This window comes from Blastococcus litoris (assembly GCF_003075095.1).
GTDB classification, from domain to species: domain Bacteria; phylum Actinomycetota; class Actinomycetes; order Mycobacteriales; family Geodermatophilaceae; genus Blastococcus_B; species Blastococcus_B litoris.
Genome location: NZ_QCZF01000006.1, coordinates 190485 through 212267 on the forward strand (window position 1 = coordinate 190485; position 21783 = coordinate 212267).

At 73.1% G+C, this 21783-nt stretch carries 14 protein-coding genes, 2 tRNA genes and 1 pseudogene; 13 read left to right on the top strand and 4 right to left on the bottom strand.

Going from position 1 to position 21783, the window contains the following annotated elements; translation table 11 throughout:
- Window positions 1-508: 508 nt before the first annotated feature.
- From dnaN to DCS98_RS14505, 6 genes are all read left to right on the top strand, one after another.
- Entirely contained in the window at window positions 509-1657 is a 1149-nt protein-coding gene (gene dnaN, locus DCS98_RS14480) for a DNA polymerase III subunit beta (protein WP_241038018.1), read from the top strand.
- Entirely contained in the window at window positions 1654-2667 is a 1014-nt protein-coding gene (gene gnd / locus DCS98_RS14485; protein ID WP_277394617.1) for a phosphogluconate dehydrogenase (NAD(+)-dependent, decarboxylating), read from the top strand. The genes dnaN and gnd overlap by 4 nt, the downstream gene beginning before the upstream one ends.
- Before the next feature lie 46 nt (window positions 2668-2713).
- Window positions 2714-3892, top strand: coding sequence for a DNA replication/repair protein RecF (gene recF / locus DCS98_RS14490; protein WP_116452269.1), 1179 nt, complete (start codon window positions 2714-2716; stop codon window positions 3890-3892).
- A complete protein-coding gene (locus DCS98_RS14495) occupies window positions 3889-4389 on the top strand; it encodes a DciA family protein (RefSeq protein ID WP_116452071.1) in 501 nt (166 codons plus the stop codon). Before recF ends, DCS98_RS14495 begins: the two co-directional genes overlap by 4 nt.
- 33 nt (window positions 4390-4422) lie before the next feature.
- On the top strand, window positions 4423-5373 hold the full coding sequence (locus tag DCS98_RS14500; RefSeq protein ID WP_116452072.1) for a hypothetical protein: 951 nt from the start codon (window positions 4423-4425) through the stop codon (window positions 5371-5373).
- 67 nt (window positions 5374-5440) lie between these two features.
- Window positions 5441-7153: an ABC transporter ATP-binding protein gene (locus tag DCS98_RS14505; protein WP_116452073.1), complete on the top strand. Its 1713-nt coding sequence runs from the start codon at window positions 5441-5443 to the stop codon at window positions 7151-7153.
- A gap of 91 nt (window positions 7154-7244) precedes the next feature.
- Here the strand turns inward: DCS98_RS14505 and DCS98_RS14510 are convergent, their stop codons facing one another.
- Complete coding sequence (locus tag DCS98_RS14510) at window positions 7245-8729, bottom strand: SDR family oxidoreductase (RefSeq protein ID WP_116452074.1); 1485 nt, start codon at window positions 8727-8729, stop codon at window positions 7245-7247.
- 118 nt (window positions 8730-8847) lie between these two features.
- Between DCS98_RS14510 and DCS98_RS14515 the strand changes: the two genes are divergently transcribed.
- From DCS98_RS14515 to DCS98_RS14540, 7 genes are all read left to right on the top strand, one after another.
- Window positions 8848-10254, top strand: a complete 1407-nt coding sequence (locus DCS98_RS14515; protein WP_116452075.1) for an APC family permease — start codon at window positions 8848-8850, stop codon at window positions 10252-10254.
- 257 nt (window positions 10255-10511) lie between these two features.
- Window positions 10512-12545 carry a DNA topoisomerase (ATP-hydrolyzing) subunit B gene (gene gyrB / locus DCS98_RS14520; RefSeq protein ID WP_116452076.1) on the top strand — a complete coding sequence of 678 codons (2034 nt, stop codon included), beginning with the start codon at window positions 10512-10514 and terminating at the stop codon, window positions 12543-12545.
- A 59-nt stretch (window positions 12546-12604) separates the two neighbouring features.
- Entirely contained in the window at window positions 12605-15073 is a 2469-nt protein-coding gene (gyrA, locus tag DCS98_RS14525; RefSeq protein WP_116452077.1) for a DNA gyrase subunit A, read from the top strand.
- 79 nt (window positions 15074-15152) lie between these two features.
- Complete coding sequence (locus DCS98_RS14530; protein ID WP_116452078.1) at window positions 15153-15809, top strand: DUF3566 domain-containing protein; 657 nt, start codon at window positions 15153-15155, stop codon at window positions 15807-15809.
- Window positions 15810-15885: 76 nt separating this feature from the next.
- A tRNA-Ile gene (locus DCS98_RS14535) sits at window positions 15886-15959 on the top strand.
- Window positions 15960-16022: 63 nt separating this feature from the next.
- Window positions 16023-16166, top strand: a complete 144-nt coding sequence (locus DCS98_RS23070; RefSeq protein ID WP_164704575.1) for a DLW-39 family protein — start codon at window positions 16023-16025, stop codon at window positions 16164-16166.
- Between the two features lie 27 nt (window positions 16167-16193).
- A tRNA-Ala gene (locus DCS98_RS14540) sits at window positions 16194-16266 on the top strand.
- A 205-nt stretch (window positions 16267-16471) separates the two neighbouring features.
- Here the strand turns inward: DCS98_RS14540 and DCS98_RS14545 are convergent.
- The 3 genes and pseudogenes from DCS98_RS14545 to mobF form a co-directional block, all read right to left on the bottom strand.
- A pseudogene (locus DCS98_RS14545) lies at window positions 16472-17419 on the bottom strand (tyrosine-type recombinase/integrase); the annotation flags it as partial.
- A 162-nt stretch (window positions 17420-17581) separates the two neighbouring features.
- On the bottom strand, window positions 17582-17806 hold the full coding sequence (locus DCS98_RS14550) for a helix-turn-helix transcriptional regulator (protein ID WP_116452079.1): 225 nt from the start codon (window positions 17804-17806) through the stop codon (window positions 17582-17584).
- A 159-nt stretch (window positions 17807-17965) separates the two neighbouring features.
- A complete protein-coding gene (mobF, locus tag DCS98_RS14555) occupies window positions 17966-21601 on the bottom strand; it encodes a MobF family relaxase (RefSeq protein ID WP_116452080.1) in 3636 nt (1211 codons plus the stop codon).
- Window positions 21602-21783 lie beyond the last annotated feature (182 nt).

The following is a 21783-nucleotide window of genomic DNA, read 5'->3' on the forward strand; positions in this document are numbered from 1 at the left end:
CCCCTTGACACCTCGCTGACCTGGGCTTATGTGCGCCGGCTGGATCCACGTGCCGTCCACGACCGTCTCCGCCGGCGCACCCCCTGGGCACGACCTGGGGATCGCGCCGGGAGAGGCAGGGGACAGAGGGTGGACGCCGCCGGGGGACGGTGGGCAACCGTCGAGATGTCCACGTGTCGACACAGGTGGAGCGGTCACCACCCACAACGGGCCAACAGGCCCATTCCGGCCCTGAGCAGCACGAAGGGCCTCGATCCCCAGCTTCCACACCAGTGATGACGAGGATGAGGGAGTTATCTCGGAGATTTCTCGAACCACACTCTGGGTGGGGAAGCTGCGGCCCGAGGGGCCCGACGCTGCTCAGGAGCACTCATCGAGGGACAGGGTTTCCCCCGGAGGCACAGCAACAGGCACGATGAGCACCGCACCGGCGGCGCAGCTCCGCGCTCCTGCACCGGTGCGCCGTGGACGCTGAACAGATCGGGTGGGTCGAGAGATGAAGTTCCGGGTGGCACGTGAGGTGCTCGCCGACGCCGTCGCCTGGACGGCACGCAGCCTGCCGCCGCGTCCGTCGGTACCCGTTCTCGCCGGCATCCTGCTCGAGGTCGACGGCAACCAGCTGTCGGTCTCCGGCTTCGACTACGAGGTGTCCGCCCGCGCCGAGGTCGACGTGAACGCCACCGAGGCCGGTCGCGTCCTCGTCCCCGGCCGGTTGCTCGCCGAGATCACCAGGGCGCTCCCCCCGCACCAGGTGGACATCACCGCCGAGGGCCCGCGGCTCTCGATCACCTGCGGCAACGCCCGCTTCAGCCTCCCGACGCTGCCGGTCGAGGACTACCCGTCCCTCCCGTCGATGCCGTCGTCGGCCGGGCTGGTCGACAGCGACGTCTTCGCCGAGGCGGTCGGTCAGGTGGCCGTGGCCGCCGGTCGCGACGACACGCTGCCCATGCTCACCGGTGTCCGCCTGGAGATCGAGGACGACCTGATCACCCTCGCCGCCACCGACCGCTACCGGCTGGCCGTGCGCGAGTTCGCCTGGCGCCCGGAGACCCCGGGGGTGTCCGCGGCGGTCCTGGTGCCGGCGCGCACGCTCGCCGACGCCGCCAAGACGCTGACGAGCGGGCCGGAGATCGTGCTCTCGCTGTCGTCGGGGAGCTCCGGCGAGGGCATCCTCGGCCTGTCCGGGAAGGACCGGCAGACCACGACCCGGCTGCTGGACGCCGAGTTCGTGAAGTACCGCGCGATCATGCCGAACGAGTCGAACTCCCACGCCACGCTCCCGGTGGGCCTGTTCACCGACGCCGCGAAGCGCGTGGCCCTCGTCGCCGAGCGGGGAACCCCGCTGCGCTGCGAGTTCACGCCCGGCCAGGTCACCCTGCGCGCGGGGGGCACGGACGAGGAGGGGCAGGCCGAGGAGCGCTGCGACGTCGAGTTCGACGGCGAGCCCCTCACCATCGGCTTCAACCCGACGTTCCTGCTGGACGGGCTGGCCGCCGTGCACAGCGAGCGGGCGCGCATGGACTTCACCAGCCCGCTCAAGCCGGCCGTGCTCTCCGGGGTCGACGACCCCGGTGCCGACGACGACCAGCAGTCGCGTCCGGCCGAGCGCACGGGGAGCTACCGCTACCTGATCATGCCGGTGCGCCTCCCGGGGTGAGCCCCGGTGTCGCGGTACGAACCCGCGGCCAGCACGATGGGCACTGGATCCGAGATCGACAAGAGGGGACTTCCGTCGTGCAGCTGGGGCTGATCGGACTGGGCAAGATGGGCGGCAACATGGCCGAGCGGCTGCGCCGCGCCGGTCACGAGGTGGTCGGGTACGACCACTCGCCGGGCAAGCGCGACGTGGAGAGCCTCCCCGAGCTGGTCGAGGCCCTGTCCGCTCCCCGCGTGGTGTGGGTGATGGTCCCGGCGGGCGAGCCCACCCGGTCGACCGTCGAGCAGCTGGGTGAGCTGCTCAGCCCGGGTGACGTCGTCATCGAGGGCGGCAACTCCAAGTACACCGACGACCAGCTGCACGACGTCATGCTGCGCGAGAAGAGCATCGGCTACATCGACGCCGGCGTCTCCGGTGGCGTGTGGGGCCTCGAGAACGGCTACGCGCTCATGGTCGGCGGCACGAAGGAGGACGTCGCCAAGGCCCAGCCGATCTTCGACGCCCTCAAGCCGCCGTCGCCCGAGGACGAGTCGGGGCAGGCCATGCCGGGGGCGGGCTTCGTGCACGCCGGTCCGGTCGGGGCGGGCCACTTCAGCAAGATGGTCCACAACGGCATCGAGTACGCGATGATGCAGGCCTACGGCGAGGGCTACGAGCTGCTGGCCGCCGTCGACCTGATCGAGGACGTCCCGGGCGTCATCGCCTCCTGGACGCAGGGCACCGTGATCCGCTCGTGGCTGCTGGACCTGCTGGTCCGCGCGCTGCAGGAGGACCCGGGCCTGGACCGCATCACCGGGTACGCCGAGGACTCCGGCGAAGGACGGTGGACCGTCGAGCAGGCCATCGAGAACGCCGTCCCCATGCCGACGATCGCGGCGTCGCTGTTCGCCCGCTTCGTCTCGCGGCAGGAGGACTCGCCGACCATGAAGGCCGTCGCCGCCCTCCGCCAGCAGTTCGGTGGTCACGCGGTCCACGCCGTCCAGGCCCAGGAGGCCGAGCGCCCCGCATGAACCAGCAGGGCCGACGTGGCCACTGCGGCCCCGGGGGAGGGTGACCGTGTACGTCCGGCACCTGCAGCTCGGGTCGTTCCGCAGCTGGGAGCGCGTGGACCTCGCGCTCGGCCCCGGCCCGACGGTGTTCGTCGGCCGCAACGGCGAGGGCAAGACCAACCTCGTCGAGGCGGTCGGCTACCTCGCGACGATGAGCAGCCACCGGGTCTCCAGCGATGCGCCGATGGTCCGCCACGGCGACCCCCAGGCCGTCGTCCGCGCGGCGCTGCGGCGCGGTGACCGCGAGCTGCTGGTCGAGATCGAGATCAACCCGGGCCGCGCGAACCGGGTGCGGGTCAACCGCGCCCCGCTCCCCCGCCCGCGCGAGCTGCTCGGCCTCGTGCGCACCGTGCTGTTCGCGCCGGAGGACCTGAGCCTGGTCCGCGGCGACCCGACCGAGCGCCGCCGGTTCCTCGACGAGCTGCTGGTCACCCGCACGCCCCGGCTGGCCGGCGTCCGGTCGGACTACGACCGCGTGCTCAAGCAGCGCAACGCCCTGCTCAAGACGGCGCGACTCGCGCGCGGCAAGGCGATCGAGACCCTCGACGTCTGGGACGGCCACCTGACCGACTTCGGCGGGCAGCTCCTGGCCGCCCGCCTGCAGCTGGTCGCCGACCTCGCCCCGCACATGGCGCTGGCCTACGCCGGGGTCGCCGGCGAGGGAGCGGCGGTGGCCGGGCTCGGCTACACCTCGACCGTGCCGCTGGCCGGCGACGGGACGGCGGTGACGCCGGAGGGCCCCGTGCCGTCCGCGGCCGAGCTGACGGCTGCCATGCGCGAGCGGATCGCCGAGCGGCGGGGCGACGAGCTCGACCGCGGCATGACGCTCGTCGGCCCGCACCGGGATGACCTCGTCATCCACCTCGGGCCGGCGCCGGCCAAGGGGTTCGCCAGCCACGGGGAGTCGTGGTCGCTGGCGCTGGCGCTGAAGCTCGCGACCTTCGCCCTCTTGAGGGCCGACGGCGAGGACCCGATCCTGGTCCTGGACGACGTCTTCGCCACCCTCGACTCCGAACGGCGGGCCGCCCTGGCCACCGTCGCGGCCTCCGCCGAGCAGACGCTGATCACCGCGGCCGTGCTCGAGGACGTGCCGCAGGAGCTGCGCGGCGCGCGGGTGGAGGTGGGTGGCGGGTACGCCGTCCTGGTCAAGGACGCGGTACCGGCGGGCGAGGGGAGGGCGCCGTGAGCGAGGAGCGGCCTGCCCGCCCCAGCGACATCGCCCGTGCCGCGCTCGAGGCCGCACGGGCCGCGTCGGCCGCGCGGCCGCAGCCCACGCGCCGGCGGATCGCCGGTCCCCGGCGGAAGTGGACGGGTGCCGGACCGGGAGCCGACGACCCCCAGCCGCTCGGCAAGCTGGTGGACTCGCTGGTCAGCGAGCAGGACTGGTCGGAGCGCACCCGGGTCGGCGCGGTCTTCGGCCGGTGGTCGGCACTGGTCGGCCCCGACATCGCCGAGCACTGCCGCCCCGAGACCCTCACCGAGGGCGAGCTGCTGGTCGTCGCGGAGTCCACGGCGTGGGCGACGCAGCTGCGGCTGCTGGCGCCGACGATCCTCGGCAAGCTGCGCGCGCAGGTCGGCGGGGACGTCGTGACCCGCTTGCGCGTTGTGGGACCGACGGCCCCGAGCTGGAAGAAGGGCCCGCGCTCCGTGCGCGGACGGGGGCCGCGCGACACGTACGGCTGAGACGACTCCACGACAGGCGACGGAAGGGCACCGATGAGCACCCCGCGGGACCGTGACGGCTTCGACGACGACGAGGCGGGTCGCGGCTGGCAGGAGCCGGCCCATCTCTCGGGCGACGAGCCCGCCGACCAGCCCAACTTCGCCGACCGCCGCAAGCAGCCGCGCGACAGCGACCACACCGCCGAGGGCGCCTCGTGGCAGCCGCCGGGCTGGGACCTGCCGGCGGCCACGCCCGACCGGGGAGCCGGGGTCGACCCGTCGTGGACCCCGCCCGCCACGCCGCCCGCCGCCCCGCCCGCCACCGGGGCCCCCGAGCGGACCGGTGGCCTCTTCGGCGGCCGCCGGCGGCAGCGCGACCCCGAGATGACGCGGGCGTTCACCTACGAGGGGGACCAGCTCGGCGCGCAGAGCTGGGCGCTCCAGCACGGCTGGACGATCTCGGACGGCAGCGGCCCCGAGGACGCCGACCTCACCGAGCTGATGGCCGGATCACCGGTGCGCCCCGGCAAGGAGGCCCGGGCGGCCGCGGTGCTGCGCGGCCGCGCGGGCGCGGTGGACCTGGTCGCCTTCGACGTGGTCTACCCCTGGGGCAAGCAGTGGGTGGCCAAGTACGCGATCACGGCCGCACCCCTGCTCGGCGCCGTCCCGGGCATGCGGCTGTCACCGGCGCGGCTCTGGAAGCACCGCACCGGCGGCCTGGTCCCGCTGCCCAGCGGGAACGAGGCGTTCGACAGCCGCTGGCAGCTGCTGGTCGCCGAGGACGGTCCGCAGGTGCGCCGCCTCGTCCAGGACCCGGCGGTGCAGGGACTGCTCCTGGGCAGCGACGACGGCGACGAGTTCTGGACCCGTGCCGAGGACCGTCGGGGTGGGATGGCGGGTGGCTACGTCGCCGCCGTCCGGCCGGACGGGCACCGGCCGCAGCTCATCGAGCACCACGCCCGGCTGCTGACGGCGATCGTCGGCGCGCTCGCCGCCGGCTACTGACCGGGCCGGTCCGCTGACAGCGCCCGGCACGTCGGAGCCGGCTCCCGCTCGCCCGGTGCGTGTCGGGGTGCGCGAGCTGCTGCCGCTGCTGCGGCCGCACCGCCGGGCGCTGGGCCTCGCGGCCGGCCTCTCCCTGGTCGGCGCGGTCGCGGCGCTGGCGCAGCCGGCGCTGGTCGCGCGGGTCATCGAGGCGGTCGGCGCGGGCCGGTCGCTGCTGCCCGGTGTCGCGGCCCTGGTGGGTGTCCTCGTCGCCGGGGCGTTCCTCGGGGCGGCGCAGCAGTTCGTGCTGCAGCGCACGGCCGAGGGCGTCGTCCTCGGCACCCGCCGGACGCTCACCGACCGGCTGCTGCGGCTGCCGGTGGTCGAGTACGACCGCCGGCGCACGGGCGACCTCATGTCGCGCGTCGGTGCCGACACCACGCTGCTGCGCGCCACGGTCACCTCGGGGGTCATCGAGATCGCCGGTTCCGTGGTGATCGCGGTCGGCGCCCTCGTCGCCATGGCGCTCGTCGACGTCTGGTTGCTGCTGGTCACCGTGGTCGCCGTCGGCTCGGGGATGACGGTGGCGATCAGCGTCTCCCGCGGCGTCCGGCGGCTGTCCCGCCAGGCGCAGGAGGCCGTCGGGGCGATGACCGCGGCGCTGGAGCGGGCGCTCTCGGCGGTCCGGACGATCCGGGCCAGCGGCGCGACGACGCGGGAGGTGGCGTCGATCGGCGAGACGGCGGGCCGGGCCTACGCCGCCGGTGTCCAGGTGGCGCGGCTCCAGGCTCTGGTGTCCCCGGCCAGCTCCATCGCCGTCCAGGGGGCCTTCCTGGCGGTGCTCGGCCTGGGCGGGTACCGCGTGGCGACCGGCTCGATCGCGGTCGCCGACCTGGTCGCCTTCATCCTCTACCTGTTCCTGCTGGTCATGCCGCTGGGCCGGTTCGTGCACGCCTGGACCGAGATCCAGACCGGCCTGGGCGCCCTCGCCCGGATCCAGGAGATCCTCGGCCTCGAGCCCGAGCACGACGAGCGCCCGGAGCGGCCCGCGGTCGGCACCGCGCGGGCCGGTGCGCCGCTGCTGGAGCTCGACGACGTCTCGTTCGCCTATCCGGACGGCACCCCGGTGCTGCGCGGGGTCTCGCTCCAGGTGCCCGCCGGCAGCCGGGTCGCCCTGGTGGGGCCGTCGGGGGCGGGGAAGTCGACCGTCCTGGCGCTGATCGAGGGCTTCTACCCGGTGGGGTCCGGGGCGGTCCGGTGGGCGGGGACCGACGTCCGCGAGCTGCCGCGCGCGGCGCTGCGGGCCCGGCTCGGGTACGTCGAGCAGGAGGCGCCGGTGCTGGCCGGCTCGGTGCGGGACAACCTGCTCCTCACCCGGCCGGACGCGACCGATCCCGAGCTCTGGGCGGTGCTCGCCGACGTGGGCCTCACCGAGGTGGTGCGGCGGTCGCCGCGCGGCCTGGACGTGCTCGTCGGGGACGACGGCGTGCTGCTCTCCGGCGGCGAGCGGCAGCGGCTGGCCATCGCCCGCTCCCTGCTGGCCCGGCCGGACCTGCTCCTGCTCGACGAGCCGACCGCCAGCCTCGACGCCCGCAACGAGGGCCTGCTGCGGCAGACGCTGGCCGCGGCCGCCGCGGACCGCGCGCTGCTGGTGGTGGCCCACCGCCTGTCCACCGTCCTCGACAGCGACCAGATCGTGGTGCTCGACCAGGGCCGGGTCGTGGCGCGGGGCACGCACGACGAGCTCGTGGACAGCAGCCCGCTCTACCGGGAACTGGCCGCCGCCCAGCTGCTGGTCTGAGCCCCGTGATGATCAGGAGACCTGATCGTTCCGGGTCCTGGCTCACGGTGGACGGTGAGCCAGGACCCGCCACGGTGAGCCAGGACGCGGGTCAGCCGCGCTGCTCCGCGGCGCGGGCGATGCCCTTGACCATGCCGCCGAAGACCACGCCGTGGAAGGCCGCGATCGCCCACCAGTAGGCGTGCCCGGTCAGCCCGTGCGGCGCGAACGTGGCGCGCTGGCGCAGGACGGTGGCGCCGTCGGCGGTGTCCCCGTGTTCCACGTGGAACTCCAGCCAGGCCAGCCCGGGCAGGCGCATCTCCGCCCGCAACCGCAGCAGCCGGCCGCGCTCCAGCTCCTCGACCCGCCAGAAGTCGAGGGCGTCGCCGACGAAGAGCTTCTGCGGGTCGCGCCGCCCGCGGCGCAGGCCGACGCCGCCCACCGCCCGGTCGAGCCAGCCGCGCACCCGCCAGGCCAGCGGGAAGGAGTACCAGCCGGTGTCGCCGCCGATCCCCTCGACGACCCGCCAGAGCTCGGCCGGGTCCGCCGTCGTCGCGCGGGTGCGCTCGTCGACGTAGAGCGTGCCCCCGGCCCAGTCGGGATCGGTGGGGAGCGGGTCGGACGGCGCCCCCGGCACCGAGGCGCCCGACCACCGGGTGGTGACGGCGGAGTCGCGCACCCGGGCGACGGCCAGCCGGACCGCCTCGTCGAAACCGAGCAGCCCTTCCGGCGGGTCGGGGACGAACTCGGCGATGTCGTGCTCGGTGCAGACGACGGTGTTGCGCAGCGACTCGACGAGCGGGCGGGCGATCCCCGCCGGCACGGGCGTGATGAGCCCGACCCAGTGGCTCGACAGCGAGGGCGAGAACAGCGGGACCCGCAGGATCCGGCGGCGGGGGAGGCCGGCCACCACGGCGTAGCGCTGCATCATCTCGGCGTAGTTCATGACGTCGGGCCCGCCGATGTCGAAGGCCCGGTTCACCGAGGCGGGCAGCCGTGCGCAGCCGACGAGGTAGCGCAGCACGTCGCGGACGGCGATGGGCTGGATCCGGCTGTGCACCCAGCGCGGCGTGACCATCACCGGCAGCCGCTCCGTGAGGTACCGGAGCATCTCGAACGACGCCGACCCCGACCCGAGCACCACCGCGGCCCGCAGCACGACGGTCGGCACGCCCGAGTCCAGCAGGATCTCGGCGACCTCGGTGCGCGAGCGCAGGTGCGGGGACAGCTCCTCGCCCTGCGGCCGCAGCGCCCCGAGGTGGACCAGCCGGCCGGCACCCGCCTCCCGCACCGCCTCCGCCATGGTCCGGGCCGCTCGCCGGTCGGTCTCCTCGAAGGCGGGCCCGCCGCCGAGGGCGTGGACGAGGTAGTAGACGACGTCCGCGCCGGCGCAGGCCTCCGCCACCTGACCGGCGTCGGTCGCGTCGGCCCGGACCACCTCGACGTCGCCCGCCCACGGCCGGTCGCGCAGCCGCTCGGGGGACCGGGTCATCACCCGGACCCGGTACCCGGCCTCCAGCAGCTCGGGGACCAGCCGCCCGCCGATGTAGCCGGTCGCGCCGGTGACCAGGCAGAGCTTCGGTTCCTCGGCGGCCATGCCCCGAGTGTCGCCGCGATCGGGACGGCGCGCTCGAATCGCGGGAGCCCGGGCGGAGCGCGACGATCGGACGCGCCCCGGCGACGGTGGTCAACCCCGCATCCCGTAGGAGGTCCCGATGGCCGACGCCGCGACGGAGGACCGGACGACCGACGGTCAGCCCGCGCTCAAGCGGGTGATGGGCCCCGGTCTGCTGCTGCTCTTCATCGTCGGCGACGTCCTGGGCACGGGCATCTACGCCCTGACCGGCACCGTCGCCGCCGAGGTCGGCGGCGTGGTCTGGCTGCCGTTCCTGGTCGCCTTCCTCGTCGCTCTCGTGACCGCCTTCAGCTACCTCGAGCTGGTCACGAAGTACCCGCAGGCGGCCGGGGCGGCGCTCTACGCGCACAAGGCGTTCGGGGTGCACTTCCTGACGTTCCTCGTCGCCTTCGCCGTCATGAGCTCGGGCATCACGTCGGCGTCCACCGCGGCCCGGGCGTTCAGCGCCAACGCCGCCGAGGTGCTGGGCCTCGACCTGGGCGACGGCATCGGGATCACGCTCATCGGGCTGGGCTTCATGACGCTGATCGCGCTGGTCAACCACCGCGGGGTCGGCGAGAGCGTCAAGACCAACGTGGTGCTCACCTGCGTCGAGCTCAGCGGCCTGCTGATCGTCATCGGGATCGGGGCCTGGGCCCTCGGCATCGGTGACGGCGACTTCTCGCGGGTGACGGAGTTCGACACGGGCGAGAAGTCGGTGCTCACCGGCGTGATCGCGGCGACCGGCCTGGCGTTCTTCGCGATGGTGGGCTTCGAGGACTCGGTGAACATGGCCGAGGAGTGCAAGGAGCCGCGGCGGATCTTCCCGAAGGTGCTCCTGCTCGGGCTGGGCATCACCGGCCTCATCTACGTGCTGGTGTCCATCTCCGCGATCGCGCTCGTCCCCGCCGACCGGCTCAGCGAGGGCGAGACCCCGCTGCTGCAGGTCGTCGAGGCCGGGGCACCCGGGTTCCCCCTCGGCATCTTCGGCGTCATCACGATGTTCGCCGTCGCGAACACCGCGCTGATCAACATGCTCATGGCCAGCCGCCTGGTCTACGGGCTGGGCCGGGAACGGGTGCTGCCGCCGGTGCTGGGGCGGGTGCACCGCGGCCGGCGCACGCCGACCGTCGCGATCCTGTTCACGACGGCGCTGGCGTTCGGCCTGGTCACCTTCGTCGGTGCCGTGCCGGCCCTCGGGGGGACGACGGCGCTGCTGCTGCTCGTCGTCTTCACGGTCGTGAACGTCGCCGTCCTGGTGCTGCGCCGGCAGCACGTCGACGGCGACCACTTCCGCACGCCCACGGTGCTCCCGGTCGTCGGCGCGCTGGCGTGCGCGTTCCTCGCCTCGCCGTGGGCGGGCCGCCCCGCCGAGCAGTACCGGATCGCCGGCGTCCTGCTGGCGATCGGCGTCGTCCTGTGGGGTGTGACCGTCCTGGTGAACCGGCGCAGCGGCGGGCGGACGCCCGACCTGGACCCGGCGGCGCTGTCCGGCGACCGCCCGTAGGGAGCCCCCGACCCGCCGCGATCGGTCCAGCGGCCCGGGGACGGCGTGTCCCCGGGCCGGGCAGCACCGGAGGTGGCGGACGAGCCGCAAGGGGCTCAGACACGACGTCAGGGCGTGGACGGCGGCATTCGGCGCCGGTGACCCGGTATCCTCGGTGACAGAAACCGCCAGCAACCGGCTCAGCGCCGTTGTGCGCCTCCACGCCCTCCCTCACGCGGGGGTGTCGCGTGCCCGGTTGCGCGAAAGGAAGGCCGCACGTGGCTGCAGCACCGCAGACCCAGGATGCCTACTCGGGCAGCTCCATCACCGTCCTCGAGGGGCTCGAGGCGGTCCGCAAGCGCCCCGGTATGTACATCGGCTCCACCGGCGAGCGCGGCCTGCACCACATGGTCTGGGAGGTCGTGGACAACGCCGTCGACGAGGCCCTGGCCGGCTACTGCGACACCGTGAAGGTGACCCTGCTGGCCGACGGCGGCGTGCGGGTCGAGGACAACGGGCGCGGCATGCCCGTGGACATGCACCCGGTCGAGAAGCGCCCGACCGTCGAGGTGATCATGACCGTCCTGCACGCGGGCGGGAAGTTCGACGGCAAGAGCTACGGCGTCTCCGGCGGTCTGCACGGCGTCGGCGTCACCGTCGTCAACGCGCTGTCCACGCGCCTCGACGTCCGCGTCTGGCGGGACGGCAAGGAGTGGCACCAGTCCTACGCCGAGGCCAAGCCGGGCCCGCTGGAGGAGGTCGGCCCCACCAAGAAGCGCGGCACGGCGGTCACCTTCTGGGCCGACGGCGGCATCTTCGAGACGACCACCTACTCGTTCGACACCATCAACCGCCGCCTGCAGGAGATGGCCTTCCTCAACAAGGGCCTGACCATCGTGCTGCGCGACGAGCGCCCCGGGCACGGCAAGGCCGACACCGGCCTGGCCGAGGAGACCTCGGTCGCCGAGGAGGCGCCGGCGCCGGGTCACGAGGACGAGGCGTTCGAGCCCACCGAGATCACCTACCGCTACGACCTGGGCCTGGTCGACTACGTCGCCCACATCAACCGGCGCAAGACCCCGATCCACAAGTCGGTGATCAGCTTCTCCGCCGACGGCGTCGGCAAGAACGACACGGCGATGTCCCTCGAGGTCGCGATGCAGTGGTCCGACGCCTACTCCGAGTCGGTGCACACCTTCGCGAACATCATCAACACGCACGAGGGCGGTACCCACGAGGAGGGCTTCCGCGCGGCGCTCACCTCGATCGTCAACCGGTACGCCGTCGAGAAGAAGCTGCTCAAGGAGAAGGACGACAAGCTCACCGGCGACGACATCCGCGAGGGTCTCGCCGCGATCGTCTCGGTCAAGCTCGGCGACCCGCAGTTCGAGGGCCAGACGAAGACCAAGCTCGGCAACACCGAGGTCAAGGGCTTCGTCCAGCGGGTCTGCAACGACCAGATCGGCCACTGGTTCGAGTCGAACCCGACCGAGGCCAAGACGATCATCACCAAGGCCACGTCCGCGGCGCGGGCCCGTCGTGCCGCGCAGGACGCGCGCAAGCTCGCCCGCAAGAGCCTGCTCTCGGTGAGCGGCCTGCCTGGCAAGCTGGCCGACTGCCGCTCGACCGACCCGCGCAACTCCGAGGTCTACATCGTCGAGGGCGACTCGGCCGGCGGCTCGGCGAAGTCCGGCCGCGACTCGATGTTCCAGGCGATCCTGCCCATCCGCGGCAAGATCATCAATGTCGAGAAGGCGCGCATCGACCGGGTCCTCAAGAACACCGAGGTCCAGTCGATGATCACCGCCTTCGGCACGGGCATCCACGACGAGTTCGACATCTCGAAGCTCCGGTACCACAAGATCGTGCTGATGGCCGACGCCGACGTCGACGGCCAGCACATCAGCACGCTGCTGCTGACCCTGCTGTTCCGGTTCATGCGGCCGCTCGTGGAGGGCCAGTACGTCTACCTGGCCAAGCCGCCGCTGTACAAGATCAAGTGGGGCGGCAAGATCGGCGACGAGTACGCCTACAGCGACAAGGAGCGCGACGCCGTCGTCAAGGCCGGCGCCGAGAGCGGCCGCAAGGTCAAGGACGAGATGATCCAGCGGTTCAAGGGGCTCGGCGAGATGAACGCCAGCGAGCTGTGGGAGACCACGATGAACCCCGAGACCCGCATCCTGCGCCAGGTCACCCTGGAGGACGCGGCGGCCGCCGACGAGATCTTCAGCATCCTGATGGGCGAGGACGTCGAGGCCCGGCGGAGCTTCATCACCCGCAACGCCAAGGACGTCCGGTTCCTGGACGTCTAGAGCCTCGACGTCCGAGGCCCCAGCTCCGCATCTCCGCAACGAACCCGAGGACCTGAACCGTGACGGACATCCCCACCCGCGACCGCATCGAGGCGGTCGACCTCCAGCAGGAGATGCAGCGCAGCTACATCGACTACGCGATGAGCGTGATCGTGGGCCGCGCCCTGCCCGAGGTGCGCGACGGCCTCAAGCCGGTGCACCGGCGGGTGCTCTTCGCCATGTACGACCAGGGCTTCCGCCCCGACCGCGGCTACGTCAAGTGCGCCCGCCCGGTCGCCGAGGTCATGGGCAACTACCACCCCCACGGCGACTCGGCGATCTACGACGCCCTCGTCCGGCTCGCCCAGCCGTGGTCCATGCGCTACCCGCTCATCGACGGCCAGGGCAACTTCGGTTCCCCGGGCAACGACCCGGCGGCCGCCATGCGCTACACCGAGTGCCGCCTGACGCCGCTGGCCATGGAGATGCTGGCCGGCATCGACGAGGAGACCGTCGACTTCCAGGGCAACTACGACGGGCGCACCCAGGAGCCCGTCGTCCTGCCCGCGCGCATCCCCAACCTGCTGGTCAACGGCTCCGCGGGCATCGCGGTCGGCATGGCCACGAACATGCCGCCGCACAACCTGCGCGAGGTCGCCGAGGCCGTCTTCTGGATGCTCGACCACCCCGAGGCCGAGGCCGAGGAAGCCCTCACCGCGTGCATGGAGCGGATCAAGGGGCCGGACTTCCCGACGTACGGGCTGATCGTCGGCCGCGAGGGCATCGAGGACGCCTACCGGACCGGCCGCGGCTCGGTGCGCATGCGGGCCGTCGTCACGGTCGAGGAGGACTCCCGCGGCCGCGTGCAGCTCGTCGTCACCGAGCTCCCGTACCAGGTGAACCCGGACAACCTCGCGGAGTCGATCGCGGAGTCGGTCAAGGAGGGCCGCCTCCAGGGCATCAGCGAGATCGCCGACGAGTCCAGCGACCGCGTGGGGCGCCGCCTGGTCATCACGCTGCGCCGCGACGCCGTCGCGAAGGTCGTGCTGAACAACCTCTACAAGCACACCCAGCTGCAGACGTCGTTCGGCTGCAACATGCTCTCGATCGTCGACGGCGTGCCCCGCACGCTGCGGCTCGACGAGCTGGTGCGCAACTGGGTCAACCACCAGATCGAGGTCATCCAGCGCCGGACCCGCTACCGCCTGCGCAAGGCCGAGGAGCGCGCGCACATCCTGCGCGGCTACGCCAAGGCCCTCGACCAGCTCGACGCCGTCATCGCCCTGATCCGCAACAGCGAGTCCGCCGACGCCGCGCGCACCGGCCTGATGGAGCTGCTGGAGGTCGACGAGATCCAGGCCGTCGCCATCCTCGACCTGCAGCTGCGCCGGCTGGCCGCCCTCGAGCGGCAGCGGATCATGGACGAGCTGGCCGAGATCGAGGCCCGCATCGCCGACCTGCAGGCCATCCTCGACTCCCCCGAGCGGCAGCGGCAGATCGTCCGCGACGAGCTCAAGGAGATCGTCGACAAGTACGGCGACGACCGCCGCACGCAGTTCGTCGCCAACGAGGGCGACGTCTCGATGGAGGACCTCATCGCGGAGGAGGAGGTCGTCGTCACCATCACGCGCACCGGCTACGCCAAGCGCACGAAGAGCGACCTCTACCGCTCCCAGCGCCGCGGCGGCAAGGGCGTGATGGGCGCCCAGCTGAAGCAGGACGACATCGTCGACCACTTCTTCGTGGGCTCGACCCACGACTGGATCCTGTTCTTCACGAACAAGGGGCGGGTCTACCGGTCGAAGGCCTACGAGCTGCCGGAGGCCAACCGCACGGCCCGCGGCCAGCACGTGGCGAACATCCTCGCGTTCCAGCCGGACGAGAAGATCGCCCAGGTCATGCAGATCAAGGACTACTCGGTCGCGCCGTACCTGGTCCTGGCCACCGCCCGCGGGCAGGTGAAGAAGACCCGGCTGACCGACTTCGACTCCCCCCGGCAGGGCGGCGTCATCGCGATCAACCTGCGGGACGGCGACGAGCTCGTCGGCGCCTCGCTGATCAGCGAGGACTCCGACCTGCTGCTGGTCACGCGCAAGGCGATGTCCATCCGGTTCACGGCCGACGACACCGCGCTGCGTCCCATGGGCCGTGCGACCGAGGGCGTCCGGGGCATCTCGCTCGGCGAGGACGACCAGCTGCTGTCGATGATGGTCGTGCAGGAGGGCGTCGACGTCCTCGTCGCCACCGAACGGGGCTTCGCCAAGCGGACCGGGATCGAGAACTACCCGAACCAGGGGCGTGGTGGGAAGGGCGTGCTGACCGCCGACCCGAAGGCGCGCAAGGGCGCCCTCGTCGGCGCGCTGGCGGTGACCCTCGGCGACGAGCTCTACGCCATCACGTCCGGCGGCGGTGTCATCCGGACGCCGGTCAACGGGGTGCGGCACAACAAGGACCGCGCCACCATGGGTGTCAAGCTCATGAACTTGCCGGAGGACGTGTCGATCGTGGCGATCGCCCGTACGACGGACAACGACGAGCCCGACGCCTAATCTGGGTGCAGATGACAGCGTGGCCGACCCGGTCACGCCGGGGGAGCGGCGTGCGCCGCCCGGGGATGGGGAGACAGGCATGAGCGACCGGACGCAGAGTTCGGTGCGCACCGACTCCCCCGCCGGGGACGGTGCTGCGTCGACGGGCGCTCCGGCGGCCACTCCTCCCGCATCCGCCACGCAGACCATCCCGGCGACGGGCAGCCAGCGGGCGCAGGGTCCCGGCACGGGCAGCACGCCGGCGGCGGGCCAGCCCGCCGGGGCGCCGCAGGCGGGTGCCGCGGCGGCCGGGTCGTCGGCGGGGGCCGAGGCGGATCCGGGCAGTGGCAAGGGCTCCCGGGGCCGCGGCCCGCGGTCGGGCGGCGGACGCGGTCCCCGTCGGGCGCGGCTGCAGCTGCGGCACATCGACACCTGGTCGGCGCTGAAGATCTCGCTGGTCCTGTCGATCGCGCTGTTCTTCATCTGGATGGTGGCTGTCGGCATCCTCTACGGGGTGCTGAACGCGCTCGACGTCTTCGACACCCTCAACGACCTGTTCGGCCAGATCGGGTCGGCGTCCGGTGACGGTGGTGGCGGCGACGTCGTCACCCCGGGCCTGGTGTTCGGCGGTGCAGCGATCATCGGCGCGATCAACATCGTGCTGATGACCGCGCTGTGCACCGTCGGCACGTTCATCTACAACCTCTGCTCCGACCTGGTCGGCGGCCTGGAGCTCACGCTCTCCGAGCGCGACTGAGGACCGCCCTCTGTCGAACGCCTCGGCCCCCGCGGTCAGCGCCGCGAACGGGCCAGGTAAGCTGTCCGAGGTTCACGGGCCTGTAGCTCAGGCGGTTAGAGCGCATCCCTGATAAGGATGAGGCCGGAGGTTCAAGTCCTCCCAGGCCCACCCGTGTGCACGCCCGCCGGTTGCACCAGCCTCCGGCGCCGACCGGTCGAGGAGGCACTCCGCGTGCTGAAGAAGCTGGCGCTGGCCGCACTCGCCGCCGGTGCCCTGGCCGCCGTGCGGAAGCGCTCGAGCGGCAAGGCCGAGGCGGACCTGTGGCACGAGGCCACCAGGGGTCCGAACGCGGTCAGCACTCCGACCACCCGCTGAACCACCGGCCGCCACGGCGGTCGTCCCGGGGACGTAGCTCAATTGGCAGAGCACCGCCTTTGCAAGGCGGGGGTTAGGGGTTCGATTCCCCTCGTCTCCACTCCGCTGACCTGCGGATTCACCTCCGTCGGGGGCTCCGGCGAACCCTCCCGCCGGGTCTCAGTCCGCAAAAGGTCCGCAACTCGTCCGCGGGCTGCGGCCCGCAGGGCGTCCAGCCGGTCTGCCACGTCGTCCAGGTCGTCATCGAACAGGTCGGCGTAGCGGTCCAGGGTCATGGCCGCCGAGGCGTGCCCGAGCATCCGCTGCACCGCCTTGACGTTGGCTCCCGCCTTGATCGCCAGCGAGGCCGCGGTGTGCCGGAGCTCATGCGGCGTGAGCCCGGGCTCCCCGATGGCCCGGGCCGCGGCGTCGAACCAGGCGGACCGGGCGTTCCGGTTGCGCAGCACCGCGCCCTGCGGCGAGGGGAAGGCCAGCTCGTCGGCAGGGCGGGTCAGGACCGCCCGGGCGAGCTCGTCGACGAGGAACCGCGGCAGCGGCACCGAGCGGCGGCCGTGGGTCTTCGGCGTACCCCACACCAGGCGCGAGCCGTCGACCTCGGTGACCGCCTCCTCCACCAGGACCCGCCGGCGCAACAGGTCGAAGTGCCGCACCCGCAGCGCCGCCAGCTCCGACCAGCGCAGCCCGCAGTAGCCGAGCACCAGTACCGCCACCCGGCCGGGCCCGGCGGCCTCGGCGAGCGCGTCGAGCTGCTCGGCGGTGAGGTACCGCCGGCGCTTCTCGCCCATCGGCGGCAGGGCGACGCCCAGGGCGGGATTGACCGCCAGGCGCCGGTCGCGCACCGCGAGCCCGAGGATGCCCGACAGGACGCCCTGGGCCTTGCGGACCGAGGCCCCGGCCAGCCCCCGGCCGGAGAGCTCGGACAGCCAGGCCTGCACGTCGCCGTGGGTCACCCGGATCAGCGCGACGTGCCCCCAGCGCGGTAGGACGTGGGTCTTGAGGACGTCGGCGTAGCGGGCCCGACTGGTGGGCTTGAGGTTGATCTTCCCGGCGAGCCAGACGGGCGCCAGCTCTCCAACGGTCGTCCTGGCCCGCTTGGGGTCGACGTAGGTGCCCGTCTGCACGGCCGCGGTGACCTCGTCGAGCCATCGCTGGGCATCGACCTTGCGCTTGAAGTGGCGGGCGTGTTCCTTGCCGTGTTCGTCGCGGTACCGCGGCCGGTACGTACCGTCAGGTCTTCTCGCGATCGACACCATCGCCGACCACCTGCCTCTCCTCGATCCCCGGCCACGGCGTGCGCACGAGGGGTTCTACCGCTCACGCGAGCATCTGCCGAGCCAAGCTTGCCGTCGGTCGCCTGTTCTTCGGTGGATGCATCGGCATTCTGTGGATTCCTGTGGGCGCCGGGTGGTGGCAGCTCACTGCCTGCCTCGTGGGCCAGGGGCGACCTGGCCGTGCTGTGCGTCGATCCAGCTGCGGAGGTCGTCGTGGCGATAGAGGACGCGGCGGCCGAGGCGGAAGCTGCGGGGGCCGGTGCCCAGGTGGCGCCAGTACCGCAGGGTGGCGACCGGAGCACGGAGGAGCTCGGCGGCTTCGGTGATGGTGAGCAGTTCGGGCTCGCGGCTGGCGGGATGGTCGGGCATGGCTGGCTCCGTTCTGGTCGGGTGGACTGGCTCCGTCACCTGAGAAGGCGCCGATTCAGAGCCCTTGCTGACAGCCGACCGCCAGATGCTTCCGAAAACCTCCAGTTGTTCTCCTGCTCCGCGTGGCCGAACCCGCGGTCGCCGGCGGAGCCACGCTGCTCATCGACCGATGCCTGGGGCGCTGCCACGCGGGGCGAGGGACGAGCCGAGGCGCTCCTCTTCGGGCCGAGGGACCCCCGGGACGGGGGCGGTCGGCCGCGGGCGCGCCGATCCACGTTGGTCGGGGCCGGCCGTGCGCCATGTGCGCCAGGCCTCGCGCTCGCGATCGAGCCGCTCGGGCGACTGGGCGCGGAGAGCCGGGTCGGCGGTGAGGGTCGCGATGCGCGCCTGGGCGTCGGTCAGCTCCTGGCGGGTGGTGGCGATGTCGCGCTGGAGGTCGGTGAGCCGGCCGGCCGGGTCGGGGGCCCAGGCCACCGGCCCAAACGGGCCGAGTCGTTCCTCGCGCCGGCGGCTGGCCTCGGCCAGTGCGCGCCTGGCCTGCCCTGCCGCGTGCCGGGCGGTGTCGGCTGCGACGCGGAGCTGGACGTGTTCTGGGTCGGCCTGTTCGGTCGCCTGGTGGGCGGAGGTGTCGAGCGCCCTCCACAGGGCGGGCCGGTCGTCGAACCAGACGGCAACCTCCGCGAGGTCCTTCCGCTCGGTGGGCAGGGACGGCACGTGTGGCCGCCACCGGTCGGCCCAGTCGGTGAGCTGCTCGCCGGCCCGCGCGACGGCGCCTCGTCGGAGGCCGAGCCGGCCTGGGCCGTCGAGCACGGTTTTTGCCGCTGCGCGTGTGGCGGGGCGTTCGCCGTCCCAGCGCGCGAGGAGGGTGTCGCGGACCCAGTCGGCGTGGGCGGCGAGGGCCGCGCCGCTGGCTGCGGCCTGCTGCTTGGCCTGTTCGGCGGTGATCGCCGTCCGTTCACGGGTGGCTTCGAGGTTGGCGAGTTCGCCGGCGTGGGGAGCTTCGACCGCGACCACCTCGCGGAGCGTCTCGCGCTGTGGTTCCCAGTAGGCGAGTCGCTGGAGGCAGCGCTGCTCGGTGGTCCACGCCGTGCGCAGCTCGGCCAGCACGTCGGCCAGCGGGCGGGATGGGGCGTAGCGGGCGGCCTCGGTGGCGGCCTGCTGGGCGGCGTGGGCGGGGCCGAGGTCGGCGCGGTCGCGGGCGAAGACGGCGATCCACTGCTCCCGCGCCTCGTCGGCGTCGGCGGCGACGAGGTGGGCGGTGTTCGCCGTTCGGCCGCGGGTCATCCCGACGTAGGCCGACGAGGCGCCGGTCTGCTCGCCGACCATCACGTGCGACGCCGTGACGGTCTCGCCCTGCACGCCGTACGCGGTGGAGGCGTAGGCGAGCTCGACGTGCTCGGTGGCGTAGTCCGCGGGAAGCACCCGGGGTCTCGCCCCGGCCGGGGTGACACCGCCGGACCCGTTCCCGGGGTCGGTGCCGGTGGGGGTGACAGCGGGGGTGACGAGCAGCCCGCCGCGGCGGCCGACGGCGGTAACGACCCAGGTGTCGCGGTTGGCGACGTCGAGGTGACGGTCGTTGCGCCGGGTGGCGATCCGGTCCCCGGCGCCGATCCGCTCCCCGGCCCCGGTGATGACCACCGTCCGGTCATCGACCCGGCCGGCGACGGCCAGCCGCTCGCGGATGGCGGTGTTGAACTGGGCGGCCTGGTCGCGGGTGTCCACCACCACCACCACCGCCACCGGTCGGCCCTCGGCATGAGAGGCGGCGGCGGTGGCGGCCAGCGTGTCCTGCAGCGCGGCGGCGTCGGGGTGCAGCCGGATCTGGCCGCGGGCGAGGAGGGCGTCGAAGACGGCGCCGGGGTCCTCGCCGGTGCGCATGGCCAGGGTCAGCTCGGCGTAGCCGGTGTCGGGTGTTGTGCGGCCCTCCTCGTCGGTTCGGGTGAAGCGGTGCACCGCGTCGAGTGTCAGGTGCGCCGCCGGGTCGGCCTGGGCGATGGCGAGGTCCAGGACGCCGCCGCGGCCGACCGCGGACAGCTGGTGTCGGTCGCCGAGCAGCGCCACCCGGACCTGGCATTCGTCGGCGACGGTGAGCAGGGCGCGGGCGGTGTCCTGGTCGAGCATCCCGGCCTCGTCTATGAGCAGCAGATCCCCGGGCCGCAGCTGCGCCGCCTCGCTCGGCCCGGCGTAGACACCGCCGGTCACCGGGTCGACCTGGCCGACGGCGAGCCGGGTCCAACGCCCCTCGTCGTTCCAGCGCCAGCCGTGCTGGAAGACCAGAGACGCCGCGGACCCGGCGGCCGTCCCCACCTCGCCGGCGGCCACCTTGGCCGCCTTGCGCGTGGGGGTGACCACCACCAGCCGGCGGCCCTGCGCCTCGAGCAGGTCGCGGGTGGCGGCCAGCGTGGTGGTCTTGCCCGCCCCGGCGGCGCCCTCCACCACCACCAAGGGCCGGTCGCCGGCGAGCGCGGCGACCGCCGCTGCCTGGCCGGCATCCAACCGGCCGGCGGCAGCCGCGCCCTCGATCGGGAGTGCCAGGTCGGTGTCCGGTACCCCGCGGGCGGCGAGCCGGGTGGTCAGGTCGGCTTCGACGTCGAGGACCGTCTGGGAGGTCCAGGCGCGGATGTGCTCGGGCACCCCGTCGCGGTCCAGCAACGGCATGCAGCGATCGAGGGCGCGGGCGGTGAGGTCTTCGGCCAGCTCGATGCGCACCCCGGCGTCGCCGACGACGCCTGCGGCGGCGATCAGCCGCTCGGCCTCGCCCCGGATGTCGGCGGCGTTCCACGCCGACCGCCCGGCCGCGAGCCGGGTCAGCGCGCGCTGCACCAGCGCGTCGCGATCGAGGGCCCCGATCGGGGTGGGGGTCAGGTCGACCGGGCTGGCGGGGTCGCGGTAGCCGAGGGCGGACAGCTCGGCCCGCCAGCGTTCCTGCAGCCCGACCCCGGGCTGGGCGGTGACCTTGTCCGGGCGGCCGTCGGCCCACGCCCGGGCGTCCCAGGCCCGGCGCAGCCCCGGGACGGGGGTTTCGCCGGGGTGCGCCGCGGTCCATTCGGCTTCGTAGCGGTTCACATTCCGGGCGATCTGCGCGTGCCGGGCACTGAATGGGCCCGTGTACTCGGCGAGCTCCAGTATTTCTCCAGTACCGCCCTTCGTGTAGCCCTTCGCGGCGAGGGCGGCGTTCAATGCCGGGTCACACGCCATCGCGGCGTGCCCGATGCCGTTGATCGCGCCCAGGAAGTCGCGGATTCCGACGGTGTGCAGGCCGCGCCATTTCCCGGCCGCGAACACTCGGGACAGCAGCTGTAGGTGCAGGTGCCAGTGCGGGTCGTTCGCCCGGGAGGTGTAGTGCCGCACCGTCGCCGCCTCCAGCACCTCCAGCGGCACCTGCACCTGCCCGCCGCGCGGCCCGACCCGGGTGGTGGCGTGCTGCGAGAGCCAGGCGATGATCTGCTCGGCGGCGCGGTCCTGCGCCGCCTCGTACGCGAGGGCAATGTCCGAGTGCAGCGCGGCGGCCAGCGACCAGGTCTTCGGGCCGTTGACCACCACCTCGGCGAACCGCACGGCGTGCTCGTCGCCGCGCAGCTGCCCCCTGGGCTCGCCCGTCTCCGGGTCGCGGCCGGCCACCCAGGTCTCGTAGGTGTCGCCGGTCAGCGGAGCCAGCTCGGCCACGCGCCCGTCGGTGGCGGTGAACCGGCGGGCGATCCCGGTGCCCTCGGTGAGGTAGTAGTCGTCCGCCCGGCCGCGGTCAGCCTCCACGTAGTGCCGGGCAGCCGCCGGCGCGCCGGCGTAGATTTTCATTCCACCGTGCATATTCAACGCCACCCGACAATGACCAACTAGTCACCCCTAGAAACGCCGATGGGCCCCGCAAAGCGGGGCCCGAACTACCTCCAAAGGTAGCATTCGTGCCGTTCTTCACGGAATATTGGCGTTCTCTTTCAGCACGTGGCGGCATCTAGATGATCAGTGCCGGTGGTTAT

Bases quoted from the DNA above. Each gene is read 5' to 3' on its own strand.
- DCS98_RS14530 (WP_116452078.1), top strand. From the start codon at position 15,153: ATGAGCGACCGGACGCAGAGTTCGGTGCGCACCGACTCCCCCGCCGGG.
- mobF (WP_116452080.1), bottom strand. From the start codon at position 21,601: ATGAAAATCTACGCCGGCGCGCCGGCGGCTGCCCGGCACTACGTGGAG.
- DCS98_RS14550 (WP_116452079.1), bottom strand. From the start codon at position 17,806: ATGCCCGACCATCCCGCCAGCCGCGAGCCCGAACTGCTCACCATCACC.
- DCS98_RS14510 (WP_116452074.1), bottom strand. From the start codon at position 8,729: ATGGCCGCCGAGGAACCGAAGCTCTGCCTGGTCACCGGCGCGACCGGC.
- DCS98_RS14515 (WP_116452075.1), top strand. From the start codon at position 8,848: ATGGCCGACGCCGCGACGGAGGACCGGACGACCGACGGTCAGCCCGCG.
- DCS98_RS14500 (WP_116452072.1), top strand. From the start codon at position 4,423: ATGAGCACCCCGCGGGACCGTGACGGCTTCGACGACGACGAGGCGGGT.